This window comes from Shewanella chilikensis (assembly GCF_002836945.1).
GTDB lineage: Bacteria > Pseudomonadota > Gammaproteobacteria > Enterobacterales > Shewanellaceae > Shewanella > Shewanella chilikensis.
Genome location: NZ_NIJM01000004.1, coordinates 53636 through 71481 on the forward strand (window position 1 = coordinate 53636; position 17846 = coordinate 71481).

The 17846-nt window shown below is 44.7% G+C and carries 13 protein-coding genes; 10 read left to right on the plus strand and 3 right to left on the minus strand.

Annotated features, from left to right (window positions below; translation table 11 throughout):
- A complete protein-coding gene (gene menE, locus CX651_RS02350; RefSeq protein ID WP_101053191.1) occupies window positions 1-1413 on the plus strand; it encodes an o-succinylbenzoate--CoA ligase in 1413 nt (470 codons plus the stop codon).
- Here the strand turns inward: menE and CX651_RS02355 are convergent.
- Complete coding sequence (locus CX651_RS02355) at window positions 1396-2610, minus strand: EAL domain-containing response regulator (RefSeq protein ID WP_101053193.1); 1215 nt, start codon at window positions 2608-2610, stop codon at window positions 1396-1398. The genes menE and CX651_RS02355 overlap by 18 nt on opposite strands.
- Window positions 2611-2919: 309 nt before the next feature.
- Here CX651_RS02355 and CX651_RS02360 point away from each other — a divergent pair, with 309 nt between their 5' ends.
- The 6 genes from CX651_RS02360 (at window position 2920) to CX651_RS02385 (ending at window position 12757) form a co-directional block, all read left to right on the plus strand.
- Complete coding sequence (locus CX651_RS02360; protein WP_101053195.1) at window positions 2920-3543, plus strand: response regulator transcription factor; 624 nt, start codon at window positions 2920-2922, stop codon at window positions 3541-3543.
- Window positions 3540-7166 (plus strand): ATP-binding protein, encoded by a 3627-nt coding sequence (locus tag CX651_RS02365; RefSeq protein ID WP_101053197.1) that lies wholly within the window; start codon window positions 3540-3542, stop codon window positions 7164-7166. Before CX651_RS02360 ends, CX651_RS02365 begins: the two co-directional genes overlap by 4 nt.
- Window positions 7167-7671: 505 nt before the next feature.
- Complete coding sequence (locus CX651_RS02370; RefSeq protein WP_101053199.1) at window positions 7672-8229, plus strand: fimbrial protein; 558 nt, start codon at window positions 7672-7674, stop codon at window positions 8227-8229.
- Window positions 8230-8294: 65 nt separating this feature from the next.
- A complete protein-coding gene (locus tag CX651_RS02375; RefSeq protein WP_198552041.1) occupies window positions 8295-8999 on the plus strand; it encodes a fimbrial biogenesis chaperone in 705 nt (234 codons plus the stop codon).
- Between the two features lie 60 nt (window positions 9000-9059).
- Complete coding sequence (locus tag CX651_RS02380; RefSeq protein WP_146225984.1) at window positions 9060-11594, plus strand: fimbria/pilus outer membrane usher protein; 2535 nt, start codon at window positions 9060-9062, stop codon at window positions 11592-11594.
- Window positions 11595-11650: 56 nt separating this feature from the next.
- Entirely contained in the window at window positions 11651-12757 is a 1107-nt protein-coding gene (locus tag CX651_RS02385; protein WP_101053205.1) for a fimbrial protein, read from the plus strand.
- Window positions 12758-12866: 109 nt separating this feature from the next.
- Here the strand turns inward: CX651_RS02385 and CX651_RS19800 are convergent, their stop codons facing one another.
- The gene (locus CX651_RS19800) at window positions 12867-13205 is read right to left on the minus strand and encodes a hypothetical protein (protein WP_146225983.1); all 339 of its coding nucleotides are present in this window, start codon (window positions 13203-13205) and stop codon (window positions 12867-12869) included.
- 462 nt (window positions 13206-13667) lie between these two features.
- Complete coding sequence (gene fabR / locus CX651_RS02390) at window positions 13668-14282, minus strand: HTH-type transcriptional repressor FabR (protein ID WP_025010659.1); 615 nt, start codon at window positions 14280-14282, stop codon at window positions 13668-13670.
- A gap of 143 nt (window positions 14283-14425) precedes the next feature.
- On the opposite strand from fabR, the gene CX651_RS02395 reads away from it, so the two are divergent.
- From CX651_RS02395 to mnmH, 3 genes are all read left to right on the plus strand, one after another.
- Window positions 14426-15532: an acyl-CoA desaturase gene (locus CX651_RS02395; RefSeq protein WP_101053207.1), complete on the plus strand. Its 1107-nt coding sequence runs from the start codon at window positions 14426-14428 to the stop codon at window positions 15530-15532.
- 132 nt (window positions 15533-15664) lie between these two features.
- Window positions 15665-16708 carry a selenide, water dikinase SelD gene (gene selD / locus CX651_RS02400; RefSeq protein ID WP_101053209.1) on the plus strand — a complete coding sequence of 348 codons (1044 nt, stop codon included), beginning with the start codon at window positions 15665-15667 and terminating at the stop codon, window positions 16706-16708.
- The gene (gene mnmH / locus CX651_RS02405) at window positions 16705-17820 is read left to right on the plus strand and encodes a tRNA 2-selenouridine(34) synthase MnmH (protein ID WP_101053211.1); all 1116 of its coding nucleotides are present in this window, start codon (window positions 16705-16707) and stop codon (window positions 17818-17820) included. The genes selD and mnmH overlap by 4 nt, the downstream gene beginning before the upstream one ends.
- Window positions 17821-17846 lie beyond the last annotated feature (26 nt).

Here is a 17846-nt window from a genome sequence, read left to right on the forward strand (position 1 = left end):
ATGACCTACTCGCCCCTTCACCTCAGTGGCCAACAGACTCCGGATGCCGTCGCCTTGGTAGAGGGCGGTATCAGCCATAGTTATCAGGCAGTAAGCCGGCAAGTATTGGCGCTCGGCGCTAAGCTTCGAGCCTTGGGGTTGCAGCGCGGGGATAAACTGGCCTGTGTGGCCGCTAACTGCCGCGAGCTGATGTTGTTGTATTGGGCTTGTTTGGATCTGGGGCTGCTCTTTTGCCCGCTGTCACCCAAGTTTCCGGATAGTCAGCTCCAGGAGCTGCTTGAACGTTTACATATTCGCTTTATCTGGTGTCCGGATAATGCCAGGAATAAGCTTTGGCAAACGCGGGATATCACCCGAGTGCAGGCGGATTTTGCCATTCTCGAATCGAATTGTATCCCAGCCGAGATAGCCACTGTCTCGGCCGATACGCCGCTCAATATTATTCTTACCTCGGGCTCCAGTGGCTGCCCCAAGGCCGCAGTCCACTGCCTTAACAACCATATCGCCAACGCCAATGGTAGTCGGCAGTTGATTCCTTTGGCGAGTGGTGATGCCTGGTTACTCTCGCTGCCGCTGTTCCATATCGGTGGCCTGGCAATCCTCAATCGCTGCGCCCTGGCGGCCGCAGCCGTGGTGCTGCCGGACAATAAGCTGACTATGGCGGCGCAGTTGAGGCGTGATGCCATCACTCATCTCTCGCTGGTGGCCACCCAGTTGCAACGCCTTTTGGACGACAGCCCGGAAAGCCTTATGGGAGTGAAGTGCCTGCTACTCGGCGGCGGCGCCATAGGCCAAGGCCTGCTGGACAGGCTATCCCCCTTGAAGGTGAAAGCCTTTACCAGTTACGGCATGACAGAGATGGGCTCGCAGATCACCACGGGAATGGCCCGCAGCGATGGCAGCAGTGGCCGCCTGTTACCCGGGCGCGAGCTCAAAATAGAACAGGGAGTTATCTGGGTCAGGGGCGAGACCCTGTTTATGGGTTACCTGCAGTCGGATGGCAGCATAGTTAAAGAGACCCAAGACGGTTGGTTTTGCACCAAGGACAAAGGCTTCTGGAGTCAGGATGGGCTACTGCATATTCAGGGGCGGGTCGACAATATGTTTATCTGCGGCGGCGAGAATATTCAACCGGAAGAGGTGGAAGCGGCGCTGAAACAGCACCCTGCCATCCTGGATGCCATCGTCTTTGGTGAAGATAACCCTGAGTTTGGCTTACTGCCGGCCGCCATTTTGCGTTATCAAGGCTCACAGGCGCCGAGCGAAGCCGAACTGACCGCCTTCCTGGCAGACAAGCTGGCTCGCTTTAAGCGCCCGAGACACTATTATCCCTGGCCGCAACAGGTTGCCGAGGGGCTCAAAGTGCAGCGCCAGCAGCTTATTGCGGCGCTAAATTCAACCATGAAGCCTTAAAAGTTCATTTTGTAAGAAGTGTTTACAAAAGTCAGCCTCGCTCAATGGATGAGAAAAGTAAAACCCCTGGCCCAGATTGCAACCGAGGTTTTGCAATAGCTTGAGCTGGGCAGCCGTTTCAATACCTTCGATAACCAACTGCATGTCGAGCGAGTCAGATAATGCTATCACACTGGATATCGCAGCTTTGCATCTGGGCTCAGTATCCAGACCGGCCACAAAACAAGCATCCAACTTCATTTGCGAAAAAGGAAGTTCACACAGGCGAGCCAAAGATGAATAAGCAGCACCAAAGTCATCTATCGCCAATTCGCATCCTAGCATGCGTAAACGGATTAAATTTTCCATATTGAGGGCCGGCGCCAATATAAGGCCTGATTCCGTTATCTCTATAGTGACCAGTTTCGGTGGAAGTTTATAATCCCGGATCAATTTGGAGATTTGATATACGAGCTCAGTGGAGTTTAATTGGGAAATGTCCAGGTTGTAGGCGAGTGATAAGCGATAGTTCTGTTCCAACAATCGCTTTTGCAATTTAATCCCCTGACGGAATAATTGGAGAAACATCTCATCCAGCAAGCCATAACGAATGAGAGGTTCGATAAACAGATTAGGATGTAACAACCCGAACACGGGGTGCTGCCAACGCACCAAGACTTCCGCTCCTTCTATTTGTAAATCCGTGACACTGAACTTGGGTTGGTAGAAACCAACGAACTGATGTTCAGTGACCGCTTCCTTAAAATCTCTGAAATTCAAAGAGAACCAATTTGGAAGCAGTTCTGGTTCAGGTGATACCGTCTGCGGTTCGTTCAGTTCACGATAACATTCGATCATAGCGCTCAAGTTTTCAATCGTCGGTGATTTGGCTAAATCACCAAGATACTGAAACCCCAACAGTTTAACCATCTGGGAGACAGCCCGGCGCAGATCTTTGTCGACATCACTGTAAAGGGCTACCCCACGGATCTTGAACCTGGCTCTAGCCTGGCGCAAAAAAGACAAACCATCGGTTCCAGCCAACATCAAGTCGCAAATTACGATATCGACTTCCCTATGCTGCTGTAGCCAGGAAAAAGCGGCTGTCGCGCAGCCAAAGCTGAAGACTTCCACACAAGTTAACGACTTGAGGTTGTGCTCCAGCACAGTGCGTTGAAAAGGATGATCCTCAAGCACCAACACCTTGCATTTCTTCATTATTTAAGCCAAAAAAACTGATATGGATATAAATAGCAGTTAGCATCATTTATCAGTAAAAATAACTAAGAATTCTTTTATTAAGTTTATATAAAATCCTATATAGCTAAATTTACGCCAACACACCGTAAATGGTCTTTCTCACACTATTCCTAATTTATTTTGAAATAATATAAGTCCGCTAATATTATAATAAATGCAAAACCCAACAGAAAAGGCTGAAAGTTCGGTAGGAAACATCCTACTTACATATGAAAATTATTCTGTAACAATTGATTTGGAATGATTAGAGGGACAGAAGTTTATAATATGAAGAACATTATTGTTGTCGATGACCATCCAGTAGTGATTATGGCTATAAAAATCATACTCGAGCAAAATGGCTTTCATGTCACAGCCACAACAGATAATGGAGTAGATGCGCTAAAACTCATAAGAGAGCACCAACCTGATGCCGTTGTTCTGGATATAGGCATACCACAACTAGATGGTCTTGAGGTTATTAACCGATTGAATAGTTTGGATTTACCACCAAAGATACTGGTACTGACGGCACAGCCTTCTGAATATTTTGTCACCCGCTGCATACAGGCCGGAGCCTCTGGTTTTGTCTCTAAACAAGAGGATCTAACAGAGGTTCTGGGAGCGCTGAGAGCAGTATTATCCGGATATTCATACTTTCCAAATAACGCCTTCATCCATCATAAACAAAATAAACAACTGCCGGAGTCAGATAAATTGGCACAACTATCTGGTCGAGAAATGATGGTACTTCAACAGTTGTCACACGGCCTATCCAATAAAGAGATTGCCGATCGCATGTTACTCAGCAATAAAACCATAAGTACATATAAGACTCGTTTACTGGAAAAGCTTAACGCCCGTACCCTGGTCGATCTTATCGAAATATCCAAGAGAAACCATATCATATGAAAAAAGCCCCTCTTATCCAGGCGCTCTACTTAATATTGATTTTTTTATCTTTAGTTTCACAGCAGGTCAATGGGACAGAGTTGAATACTCCAGGCATTTCTGGCCATGCCGGCATGAGTAAAATTAGGATAATCCTGACCGATGAGCAGTGGCAATGGTTACAACAACAGCAAAGTATCCGAGTAGGAGTTGTTACTCCGGATAACCCACCATTCGATATGACCATGGATGGTAACAGTGACTACTATGAGGGCTTGAGTGCCGATTACCTGCAGCTTTTGTCTGAAGCCCTTAAGCTCAAAATAGAACTACGTTTATTCAATACCAAAGAGGACGCTATCTTAGCTATCAAGGCCGGTAAACTGGATCTGCTAACCGGGGCCTCCGGTTACGAAGCATCCCAAGGGTTGCTGCTAAGTCAGGCTTATGTCGATAATCAAGCTGTATTATGCACTTCAGAAAAACTAGCTGCAGAGCAGACTCCAACCAATATTGCTATGCCTTATGATTATCTGCCGGAGGTCGACCTTGCCCCCCTTCTCCCCAAAGCCCAAATCACTCGATATCCCTCCAAACTAAAAACAGTAGCCGCAGCCGTGTTCGGTAAAGCTGATGCCGTAATCATGGATCTGTTCTCAGCCAACTACATAGTTAACAACTATTTTGCCAAGAAGTTGCGGATAACGAAATTTTTGCCCGTTGAGCCCCAAGGCTTAAGCTTTGCCTTAAGTAATGATAAACAGCAACTTAAAGAAATAATAGATGAAGCATTGAAGCAACTCCCGGAAAGTGAACATTGGGCCATCAAAAAACGTTGGAGTGGAGGCGGCCTGAATCTGTCCAGAAAAAAGCTCGATCTGGATCTGAGCGAAACGGAACTGGCTTGGCTAAAGCAACATCAACCGATAAGAATTGCGGCCAATAAGTTCAATGCACCTATGACCTATTTTGATCAGAATGACAGGTTACACGGTTACGCGGCTGACGTTTTGGAGATCATCAAGCTTTATAGCGGAATTGATACCGTCATTATCAAGACACAAAATTTCCATGAAATTGAGCAGCGTCTGCAAGATAAAAGTGCCGATCTAGCTTTGTTATCTCCTTCGGATAAGCGCCAAAAAGAACTGATATTCACTAAAGAATTTTCTAATGCGCCTTTTGTTTTTATCTCCCAAAAAGGTCTTCACTTCAATCAGGAAAAAACCAACTTAAAAATCGCCCTCCCAGTAGCACATATCTCCTCGGAAATACTGCCTAAAGTGTTACCACAAATAGAGGTGGTAGAAGTAAGCAACTACATGGATGCCCTGGAAGCCACCTTAAAAGGTAAAGTAGATGCCACTATAGCTCCACTTGGAATCGCAGACTACTATGTCAATCACTATTATGGGCACAAACTTGCAATACAAGGCATTATTGACGAGTTACCACCGGCAACTGCGGCCTTCGCCACGAGTAAGAGCAACCCTCAATTAATCAGTATTCTCAATAAGGTTCTGGCCATAATCCCTGCCGATGAATTGCAATCTATAGGGAATAGATGGCGCAGCAATGCCGTTCCCGGACAAGAGACTTGGCGCGATTACAAATATACTATTTATTCAATTACTGTTGCTGCAATACTATTGATTACTGCATCTTTAATCTGGGCCTGGTTTACCCGCAGCCACTATATAAAACGGCTTATGGTTAAAAAGAAACTACAACAACAACTTATATTTATGCAAGAGGTGATCGACAGTATTCCCCACCCTATCTATGTCCGTAATACAGAACGCCAACTAATTCTCTGCAACCAAAGTTATTTACAATTCTTCCAAGTATCAGCTCATGACTTGATAAATAGAACTGTGTTGGAACACAGTGATAGGCTAAGTGATGTTCACTTGATAGATCAAAATTATACCCAAGCTATTAGTGAAAACAGAGCATGTTACGAAGACAGGCGCATATATTTGGATGGAAAACTTATTGATGTTTACCACTGGTTCCGACCTTATAAAAACGAACAAAATCAGATCCAGGGTATTATAGGTGGATGGATAGATGTCAGCGACCGCGTCGAATTAATGCAACAGTTAAACTTGGCCAAGGAACAGGCAGAGAAAGCCAGTGTCGCCAAGACTCAATTTTTGGCAACCATGAGCCATGAAATACGTACACCTATGAACGCGATTATAGGCTTGCTGGAGCTATCGATGAAACGATCTCAGAAAAATCTGTATGATTTTAAGTCTATTCGTGTTGCTTATGATTCAGCCAAAGGACTACTGGAACTCATAGGCGATATTCTCGATATAGTTAGAATTGAGGCAGGACAGCTAAGCTTGAACCCAGTACAGACGGAGCTGAAGCAAACTCTGGATTCTGTAATTCGTATCTTCGAAGGTATAGCGATTCAAAAAGGCTTACAATTAATACTTGAGATGGATCCTGAACTACCTAAGTATGCACTGTTAGATCCTCTAAGGGTTAAGCAGATTTTATCCAACCTAATTGGTAATGCCATTAAATTCACCGACCAAGGTAATGTTTGCCTCTCAGCGCTTAAATCGCAAAATTCCAAAGGTCAAACCGAGCTGGTTTTCAAAGTCGCTGATACTGGAACAGGTATGCCAATAGAGGAACAACAAGACTTATTTAAACCTTTCGTTCAGGTTCAAAATGGTGCCCATAATAAAGGAGGGACAGGTCTGGGGCTCCCCATATGTCGCTCCCTGTGTGAAATGATGGGCGGTTCAATTAACTTGGTCAGCGAACCGGGTCAGGGGACTTGTATCAATATCCGAATACCTTTACAAGTTACCAATGAAGCTGCAGCTGAAGAAAGCCCAACATTCCCTTCCTCAGATGTAATCCCTACGGCACAAGTGCAGCATGTGTTGATAGTGGATGATCATCCGGCCAACAGGCTGCTGTTGTCACAGCAACTTAAATATCTGGGGCACAGCATTGATGAAGCGAACGATGGTCAGGAAGCTCTCCATCTCTTCAACCTACACCCCTATCGAATAGTCATTACCGATTGCAATATGCCGGAGATGGATGGTTATGAGCTTAGCCGCAAGCTAAGACAATTGGAACAAAGCCGTAATCTTTCACCGGCGATTATCTTAGGTTACACAGCCAATGCCCAATTGGAAGTCAAAAAAGCCTGTATCTCTGCAGGCATGAATGATTGCCTGTTTAAACCTATCAGTTTAGCTGAGTTGAAAAAAGCCTTGGATAACCTCCACCTGGTGCTCGAGCAAGAACCGCTCAAGCCTAGCTTCCTGCCAAGCACTTTGGACAAATTAACTGGCGGAAACCTGGAGCTAACAGAGCAGTTATTGCTGGAACTGTTAAATGCCAATGAGGCAGATTTAATAAAATTACAAACGGCACTGAATAAGGGGGATGAAGATGATAGCAAAAGCGTAGCCCACAAAATTAAAGGTGCGGCAAAGATTATCTCAGCTACCTCCATCGTCAAACATTGCGAGCAGTTAGAACATGCGGAAACCATAGAGGAAGCCCGTGTAACTTTGGTTTCGCTCAGTGATTCATTGGAACACCTTGCTCGAGATATAAAAGCATATCTAAACTCAGAGAAAAGAGAACCAATGGATTTTATGCTCTAAAACAGACTTAAAACTTTAAAATTATTGAAATGGCACAATACTATTGATTGAGTTAAGTAAAAGCTATTGTGATTAAATAATAAGCTGTCACTGACTTATATTGTGACATTCTCTGTATCAACAACTTATCAAGCTTGCTTTTTACAGTACGCCAGCATAGCATAAGGATTAAATACAGACATTTTAAATCGCACCCAAGACAATATAATAATAACCAAACACTCAAAAAAGTGTCCCTAAAACATAAAGCCCAGTTCAACAACAACAAACCCTGTAGGACTTTTCCTATAGGGTTAATGTTATTTCCGATCTACCCCCCTCCCCCTTTCATATTAGCAACAATTAATTGTAGTATCACCTTCGAAGTGGTTCGAGCTTAGCTTGAATAATATAGAGCTCAAAATTTTATTTTGAGATTTTAGGTTTTACCTAGGTTTCTAAATTCTGCAAGTATACAAGCGCATACCACCTATTCTTTAAATCTTAAGGATTAATAGGTAAACATATGAAGAAAATAATTGTATTAGCGGTATCTTTAGCTGGTTATGCTTCTTTGGGAACTGCCAATGCAGCATCAACAGGTCAAATTCAATTCGTTGGTGAAATCACTGGAGCCACTTGTAATGCTACGGTTAATGGCACTAGCAACGCCACTGTAACACTGCCAACTGTCAGTAATAGCCAACTTCAATCGGCTGGTAATACCGCCGGGAAAACCAGCTTTACCATTGAGTTAAGTGAGTGTACTGCACTAGATTCTATGACTCAGGGTTCTGCTTTCTTCGAGTCGGGCTCGGCAGTCAATATAGCAACTGGTCGTCTTAAAAATACAGCGCCAACTAATGCCGCAAGTAACGTGACATTGCAGTTACGTGACGCTTCATCTGATGCAGCAATCAAAGTTGGCGACTCGACTCAAACAACATCAAACACTTATGTCAACTTGCCGACCACTGCCGGAGGTAAGGCTCAACTGCCTTACACTGTAGAATATTATGCTGAGAATGCAGTAACTGCTGGTAAAGTTAATTCATCAGTAGTTTATTCAATCCAATATAAGTAAACCTTTTATTAAATAGAGATATAGAGGGGGGAGCTCCCCCCCCTATCATCAAAAAGGACAACACTGTGTTTCGCTTCTTTTACCTTATTCTAATTATAGTTTCATTAATATTTACTATAGGAGTTGCACCACAAGCATTAGCCAGTGTGGTCATTACTGGCACTCGTGTAATCTACCCTTCTGATGCGAATGAGGTGAGTGTAAAACTGGATAACAGAGGAAATAATCCAGTGTTGGTTCAAAGTTGGATTGACAGCGGTGAAGTTGATACAAAGCCTGACTTTATCAATGTTCCATTTATCATTACTCCTCCAGTTAATAGAATTGATCCAGATAATGGACAAAATCTAAGAATACGTTACACAGGAGATATTCTTCCAACTGATAGGGAGAGTTTATTTTGGCTAAACGTACTTGAAATCCCCGCCAAGCCAAGTTCCGAAAGCAATGAAAATTATATACAAATGGCATTTAGAACAAGAATAAAGCTGTTTTACCGACCAATTTCATTAGAGTTGGATGTTAAGGACTCTATGGAAAAGATTAGTTTCAACCGACTTGACAATGACACTGTAAGAGTTGATAACCCAACCCCTTTCCATATTTCCTTTGCAAAAATTGTATCCAATAAAAAAGAAATAGATGGCGAGATGGTATCACCATATTCATCTTTGGATTTCCAATTACCTAATCAAGCTGGAAATAAAATTGAAGCAACTTATATCAATGATTATGGCGCCATGAAACTTTTGGAATATTTAGTTAAATAATTATCAGGCTAATGTGGACAACAATATTAGCATTAGCCAAATAACTAAATCGAGGTCAAATTGAAAAAGTTATCAATAAGTAATTTCATTACACTGTTAGTCGTTAGCTATACACTATCATTTGGTTGTAGGATAACTCTTGCTGAGACCTCCACATCTGTTGGCGCATCATCTACTAGCGTTACCTTTGATTCATCTCTATTGAATATGGTTGGATCAGATAGCTTCGATTTAAGCTATTTTCAAGATGGCGCATCTGACCTTCCTGGTAATTATAAATCTGCAGTATATATCAATAAGATATTACTTGGGTATTACAATATTGAATTCAAGGTAAACAATAATAAAAAAGTATACCCATGCCTGAGTCGAAACTTGATAAAAGATATTCAACTCAATCCAGATGAATTACCCATATCCATTGATAAAAACATCGACTCATGCATTGACTTGAAAAGTTATATCACCACGGCAAACGTTAACTATGATAGCGGAACTCAACACCTTGATATTATTCTTCCTCAAGCGTATCTGTACAATAAAGCAAGGGGAGAAGTTAGTCCTGAACTATGGGATGAAGGCATCAACTCCGGTATTTTTGGATACAATATCAATGGTTACAGCAGCCGTTCCCATGGTGAAGATTACAACTCTTTATTTGCAAACTTTAGAACAGGAATCAATATTGGGGCATGGCAACTAAGACATAATGGTAACTACTCTTCTGTTGAAGGGGGAAGAGAGAACTATAACGCTATCAATACATATATACAACGTGATATCCCTTCATGGAGAAGTAGTGCTTTAGTCGGACAATCAAATACTTCTGGGCAAGTCTTTGATACCTTACCTTTTGTTGGCCTTCATTTGGCAAGCGATAGAAGAATGTTACCTGAGTCTCAGCAAGGCTACGCACCTCAAATAAGGGGGGTAGCGAAAACGAACGCACGAGTTTTTGTCCGCCAAAATGATCAAATCATTTACGAAACTAATGTAACTCCAGGTGAATTTCTGATTAACGATCTTTATCCTACCGGATTTGGTGGGGATCTTGTTGTTACTGTTAGAGAATCCGATGCCAGTGAACACTCATTTAAAGTACCTTATGCTTCTGTAACTCAGTTGTTAAGGCCGGGTACAATACATTATGAATTTACAGCAGGTAAAATTCATAGTGATAACTTATTAAGTGATCCTGATATTTATCAGGCAACTTATCAATATGGTGTTAATAATGCCTTCACTAGTTATGGTGGATTTCAGGCCAGTGACGATTATTACGCCGTGCAACTTGGTGGCGCAATTGGTTCTTCTATCGGTGCATTTGCTATGGATATTACCCACGCAAGAACCCGCTTAGGAGACGGCGTTGAACCTATGGATATTAATAAAAAAGTAGAAAATATAACAGGACAAAGTTATCGACTAAGCTACAGTAAGGCCATCAGCGAAACAAATACCAATCTATCATTGGCAGCATATCGATTCTCAACCGATGGATATATGGACTTTATGACAGCAATGCAAACCCGTGATGCAGTCTCTTTAGGCTATTCACCTGATTTGATTTCCAGATCAAAGAATCGATTTACTATTACAGCAGCACAGAGCCTGCCCGAAAATTGGGGCCAATTTTACCTGAGCGGTTCAATACAAAACTATTGGAACCAACAAGGAACTGAGAAACAGTACCAACTTGGATACAATAACCGTTATAAATTTTTGTCTTATGGTTTGAGTATAAACCGTAGCTTTTCCAGTATAGGAACAGAAGAAACCAACTATTTATTGAGCTTGAGTCTACCCCTTGGGAAAAGTAACTTTTCGCCACAGATGATGGTAGATCTTTCCCATAACACCAATGGCGATAATAGCCAACAGTTAGCAGTATCAGGTGTATATGGTGCAGAGAGTCAATTAGGTTATGGAGCAACTATTACCAAAACGGATAAAGGCGGAACCAGTCATTCACTAAACGCCAATTATCGGGGGCATGCAACCACAGTGACTGGTAGTTATAGCCATGGAGATAACTACAACAGCGCTGCTGCAGGGATAAATGGCACTATCATAGCTCACTCAGGCGGATTGACTCTAACACCCTATGTGGCAAACACCTTTGCTTTAGTTGAGGCTATAGGTGCTGAGGGGGCAAGTGTATCTGCATATCCTGGCATTCATCTTGATAGCAATGGTTATGCTGCAGTTCCTTATTTGAAACCTTATCAGATAAATGAAATTAATATCGATCCAAAAGGAACCCCGGCCGGGGTCGAATTGGAGTCTACCTCTCAAAAAGTAGCCCCTCATGCAGGAGCTGTGGTGAAGTTAAGCTATAAGACCAAGCAAGGTAGTTTGATTCTAGTCAAAGCAACTTATAACGGAAAGCCATTGCCATTTGGGGCTTATGTTACAGATAGTCAAAATAATCATATTGGCACTGTAGGCCAAGGGGGCATACTCTATGCCAGAGTTGAGCAAAATAGTGGAAAATTGAATATCCAATGGTCTGAACTGGAAAACTGCGCAATTGACTATCAAATCAATGAAGAAGCACAAGATGGATTTCATAAACTCAACTCAATTTGTCATTAGAAATAACTCTACCAACAATAAGGGTCAGTTTAGCTTAAAGAACCTGGTGAATCTAAATGAATAATATACAAAAATTTATTGGTATTTTTTTTATTTTCTTAAGTCTTGTGATGCAACCTAAAATGGTTGAAGCCGTCGATTGCTCGCGAACTTCAAATTTTATTGATTCCCAAATGCCTTTGGCTGTTAACAATTTAACAGTTAACCCTGACATGCCTAATGGTACTGTTATTTTTAAGCAGAATTTCTTGTCAGGACAAACGCTATCAGCATATTGCAATGCTTCAAACATTTCATATCAAGCTTATATAGAACATAGCTATAGCTCACGACCATACTCAGCTTCCCCGTGGAAGGGAGGGCCTTATCCGCAAGCCACCATTTATCAAACTGGAGTACCAGGAATTGGTGTAATGATGGCTGCTAATAACAGTCCATTCCCAAGTGATAAGAAGTTTAAAACTCCCACCCAAGAAAATATAAATCGTGATTACCGCTATAATAATTCTCATATAACTTTGCTGTTAATTAAAACAGGAAATGTACGGCCTGGTACAATTAGAGGGATGAACTTACCTACCGGTATTATAAGGTTCAAAGCACCCGGTACAAATTTTTTATGGGCAAGAGTTAAAATACAAGGCACCATCAATATAGTATCACAAACTTGCAATGTTTCGAATGTAAATGTTCCCATGGGACAACATAAAATAGGGGATAAGTTAACCACAACCGGAGCAACAACAGACTGGGTCGATGCATCTATCAGGCTAACTAATTGTCCGAGGTTTTACGGCACCCTCAATGATGGCAATAATACCTACTATAATTACACTACTGGTGCATCCAATACTGGAACTTACACTAAAAACATCTTGGGCGTATCCATATCCCCGAATACAAGCATAATCGATAATAGTCAAGGAATTATGAGCATAAAGTCAACAACGAATAGTGCTAAAGGGGTTGCCATTCAGCTTGCCGAGTTCTCCAATGGGTTTAACCAATATATAAAATTTGGAAATCTTTTAAATTATACTTTATTAAATAACAATAGAACAACTTTTACCATTCCACTGAAGGCAAGATATATCCAAACTGAATCCAAAGTCACTCCAGGTAGAGCTGATGCCACGGCCACCTTCACCTTGACTTACAAGTAATATCACTAAAAGCATAATTGTGAGAATGGCAGTCATCGGACTGCCATTTCTATCAATTTTCAATCAAGGAGCATACTGAAATAACCTTAAGAAAAGTAAGATTAACAAATCAATCTAATGTCATAATCAAAGAGGCTCGCCAACGACGATAATGATATGGCAAAATAGGTTGAGGTAAAACCCAACGAGACTCACTGTCACTCTTGTAAAGTGGAATATCTTGGCTTCTTAAGAAGCTCTCCAAGCGAAAAGGGTGTAAACGACAAAAAATAATGTCACAACCTGCCAACTGCTCAACGTATAACTCGTCTTTTGAAATATGGAGTCCAGTATCCATCAGCCAGTAGAGTGTCTGATGATAAATTTCATATTTATGTTGTTTCAGAAAAGCTATCCCCCAACCTGGTTCAGCTGTTAATGCCAACTCTCGGTAAGTTCTGAAATCCATTGACAGCCTCCCAAAGATAGTTTAGGCAGACTATAAAGACTTGTTTAAAGAATATCGTTAAGAAAAATCCCTATTAATGTACGAAAATTCTGACATTGGAATTATGTCAAATGGCTATTACAGTTCTCTTTTCCAGGCAACTCTCTTTAATGGCATTGTTGGCTAAAACAAATTAAATATATTTCATAGTAAGCTAATGGCGGGTTTTCTAAACTACTACAAATTCGGTCTCCAGGTATCGCAGAAAAATCATCGTCCAGCTTGAAGGCTTAGAGCACTATACCAAAGGCTTATATTCAACGATTCTCTATCCACTAATAATAGCTTGCTTAAAATAAAACATTTAGAAACGGACCTGAGGAGGGAAAAGTATTATAGGGTGTACCAAATCTAAATAGGTCAGGTTTATCTATTCAGATTTGGTTGACCGTTATTTTTTCCAGAAAAATCTACATCCGCAATTTAGCGGCTATCACGCTTTTGCTGCAGCGCTTCGGCACCCGTTGCCACCATTCGCAGTTGAGTCACCAGTCGGTCGGCCAGGATCTTACGATCAGCACGTTTCATATCCAGGGCGGCGGCGCCGGCATTGAACACCAGAGTCACCAATGCCTCAGCCTGTGCCCTGGCCAACTCAGGGCTGCGGCCGGCGGTGTCCTCGGTGTAGTGCGCCAGTTCCGAGATAAAGTGTTCAATCTCCCGCGCCACGGCGGCACGAAAGGCTGCCGAGGTGCCTGAGCGTTCATGCAGCAGGATCCTGAATACGTTGGGGTTGGATTCCAGTACTTCCATAAAGGTGTCGACCGAGATGCGGATAACACTGCCACCGGCCTCGGCGCGCTGACGTCCCTTACGCATCATCTGTCTCAGCGTCAAGCCACCTTCATCGACCATGGTCAGCCCCAGCTCATTCATATCCTTGAAATGACGGTAGAAAGAGGTTGGCGCTATATTGGCTTCCCTGGCCACTTCCCTAAGACTCAGGCTGGAAAAGCTGCGCTCGGCACTCAGTTGATTGAATGCTGCATCCACCAAGGCGCGGCGGGTTTTCTCTTTCTGCTGTGCTCTGATACCCATCTTTATTCCATTCACTGGATCTGTTGCGCAAATAATACAGGCTTTACTCAATAATCACATCCTCGGCTGGTGTCACTGTGATTGTGCTCCAATAGCAACTTAGCGTACACTTGTTAGCTTAAAGCGTTTTGGAAGTCATCATAATGAAAAAACCTCCCCTCATCTGGACCAACCTGATCCTCTTCCTGCTGACGTTTGCCGGTGCCTGTATTCTGGTGCCTTGGCGAGGCATCAGCCATGGCTTTGAGCTCAGCGAGTGGCTCACCTTCGTACTGTTGGCCTTCGCCAGTGGCTTGTCTATCACCGCCGGTTACCATAGGCTGTGGTCACATAAGGCTTATAAGGCTCACCCGGCCGTGCGTTTCCTGTTTGCCCTGGGCGGTGCGCTGGCGTTGCAGAACAGTGCCTTGCATTGGGCTTCGGATCACCGTATCCATCACAAGCATGTGGATGACAATGACAAGGATCCCTACTCAGCGAACATGGGTTTCTGGTATAGCCATATTGGTTGGATGCTCAGGGAATATCAGGCACAACGTTATCACGACTATAACAACGTCAGAGACCTGCAAAACGATGCCATAGTCATGTGGCAGCATAAGCATTATCTGCTGCTGGCGCTATTGATGAATGTGGGCCTCCCCGCTCTGCTTGGCTGGTTGAACGGCGATATCCTGTCGATGTTGCTGCTGGCTGGTCTGCTCCGCCTGGTGGTAGTGCATCACTGCACCTTCTTCATTAACTCGCTGGCGCATATCTGGGGCAAACAACCCTATACAGATCGCAACAGTGCCAGAGATAACGGTGTGCTGGCGCTGTTCACTTATGGTGAAGGTTACCATAACTTCCACCATATCTTTGAAAACGATTACCGCAATGGTATCCACTGGTGGCATTACGACCCCACCAAGTGGTTGATCCGTTTCCTGTCCTGGTTTGGCCTAACAAAAGACCTGCGCAAGAGCCCTCAGGAGCGCATCGAAGCCGCCAAACTGCAGATGCAATTCAAGCGCGCCCAGCATAAGGTGGCCCATCTGCCCAATTGCGAGGAGATCCTGGAAAAGCTGCAGGCAGAGTACGAGGAATTGAAGAGCCACTTGCTGGCCTACTTTGAAGCCAAGAAGGCGCTGCTTGAGGCCCGCAAGCAGCAGTTGGCGGATAAGCATCTGCTGTCTCAGGTAACGGAAATGCGTTTACGTTTTCACGCCCAACGAAAACAATGGCGCCAACTACGAGCCAGCATAGCTTAAGACCTTATCGTAGCCTTGCGAGGTTTGGCGATCGGCTTAACAGAATTTACCTGAGTTGTGAAACGGTCGGCTTGTACTGCGACCGTTTCTGTTTATGATCAGGGGTTATTTCAATCACTCAGGGACCCGGCTATGTCAGATCAGTCAGTAAAACTCACGGAATACAGCCACGGCGCAGGTTGCGGTTGCAAGATTTCTCCCAAAGTCCTCAGTACCATTTTGGCGTCTCAACTGCCGGACTTTAAAGATCCCCGCCTGTTGGTCGGCAACCAGAGCCGGGATGATGCGGCCGTGTATCAGTTGGATGATCACACCGGCATTATCAGCACCACAGACTTCTTTATGCCGATAGTCGATGACCCTTTCACTTTCGGCCGTATCGCGGCAACCAACGCCATCAGCGATATCTACGCCATGGGCGGCAAGCCTATTATGGCGATTGCCATTCTTGGCTGGCCGGTGAACAAGCTGTCACCCGAGATAGCCCAGCAGGTAGTGGATGGTGGACGCCAAGCCTGCATGGATGCCGAGATCATGCTGGCCGGAGGCCATAGCATAGACGCGCCTGAGCCTATCTTCGGCCTGGCGGTAACCGGCACAGTGGCGCTGGAGCACCTCAAGCAGAACGATACCGCCAAGGCGGGTGACAAGCTCTATCTCACCAAACCTTTGGGAATTGGCATACTGACCACGGCGCAGAAACAGAAGAAGCTGGCGCCGCAGGATGTCAATATCGCCCCTGAAGCCATGTGCCAACTCAATAAGATAGGTGCCGAAGTCGCCAAGATAAGCGCGGTTCACGCCATGACAGATGTGACGGGCTTTGGTCTGGCAGGCCATCTGCTGGAAATGTGTCAGGGTTCCAACCTCAAGGCCAGCATAGATACCGCCAAACTGCCGTTGCTGGAAAAAGCCTCCGAGTATCTGGCTATGGGCTGTATCCCGGGCGGCACCCACAGAAACTTTGATAGCTACGGAGAGCACCTCCCCGAGGTTTCCGAGCAACAAAAAGCCTTATTGTGCGATCCGCAAACCAGCGGTGGCTTACTTATCGCCGTCAGCGCCGAGGGTGAGGCAGAACTGCAACAACTGCTGACCAGCCAAGGGTTGGAGCTGCACTGCATAGGTGCGCTCGACCATCGCGACGACAGTCAGCAGTGGGTGGAGCTGATATGAGTCGACAGATAATCGCGCCTGCAGAGTACCGGGAGATCTTCCTATCCGATCGTCCCCTGGTCGATCTGCGGGCGCCGGTTGAGTTTGCCAAGGGTGCCTTTCCTGCCAGCACCAACCTGCCATTGATGAATGACAGCGAAAGGCAGAAGGTGGGCACCTGTTATAAAGAACATGGGCAAGCTGCCGCCATAGAGCTCGGCCATTCACTGGTCAAAGGCAAGATCAAGGCCGCGCGTATTCAAGCCTGGCTGGATTTCTTCAGCGCCCACCCAGATGCCAACCTCTACTGTTTTCGGGGTGGCCTGAGATCTCAGCTGACCCAGCAATGGATCCGCGAGGCCGGTCTTGAAGTGCCCTATATTCAGGGCGGCTACAAGGCAATGCGCCAATACCTTATCGATACCATAGATAACACCCCGCAGCAGCAACAGCTGTTGATCCTCAGCGGTATTACCGGCTCAGGCAAGACAGAGTTTATTCTCAGTCGCAGCGAGTCAGTGGATCTGGAAGGCACTGCCAATCACAGAGGGTCGAGCTTTGGCAAGAATGTTACTCCGCAGCCCAGTCAGATCAATTTTGAAAACAGTTTGGCTCGGGAGCTGTTGAGGCATCAAGAAAGGCAAGAGTCCTGTCTGCTGCTGGAAGATGAAAGCTTCCTGATTGGCCGCCGCGCCATACCCAAAGTCTTTTTCAGTGCCATGCAACAGGCCCAGGTTTTGGTGTTGGAAGAGCCACTGGAGGCCAGACTCCCTCGTCTTCTGGATGAATATGTGCACAAGATGCAGCGAGGTTTTGAACAGCATTATGGCGCAGAAGAAGGCATGGTGGCGTTCGGCGCCTATCTGCGTCAGAGTGTCGAGGGCATACGTAAGCGTATGGGGCACCAACAAACTGATCAACTGTTGCAGTTAGTCGACTCAAGCTTGCAGACCCAGCTGCAACGCAACACTACAGAGCAACATCTGGAGTGGATCTCGCTACTGCTGGAGAAGTATTACGACCCCATGTATCAGTACCAGCTGGAGAAAAAGGCCGAGCGGATCATCTTCCGCGGTGACCGTCAGGCCATTCACCAGTGGCTGGATGAGAGGCGGTCAAACCGCTCCAAATGAATTCAAAAGCAAGAGAGATTCAATCT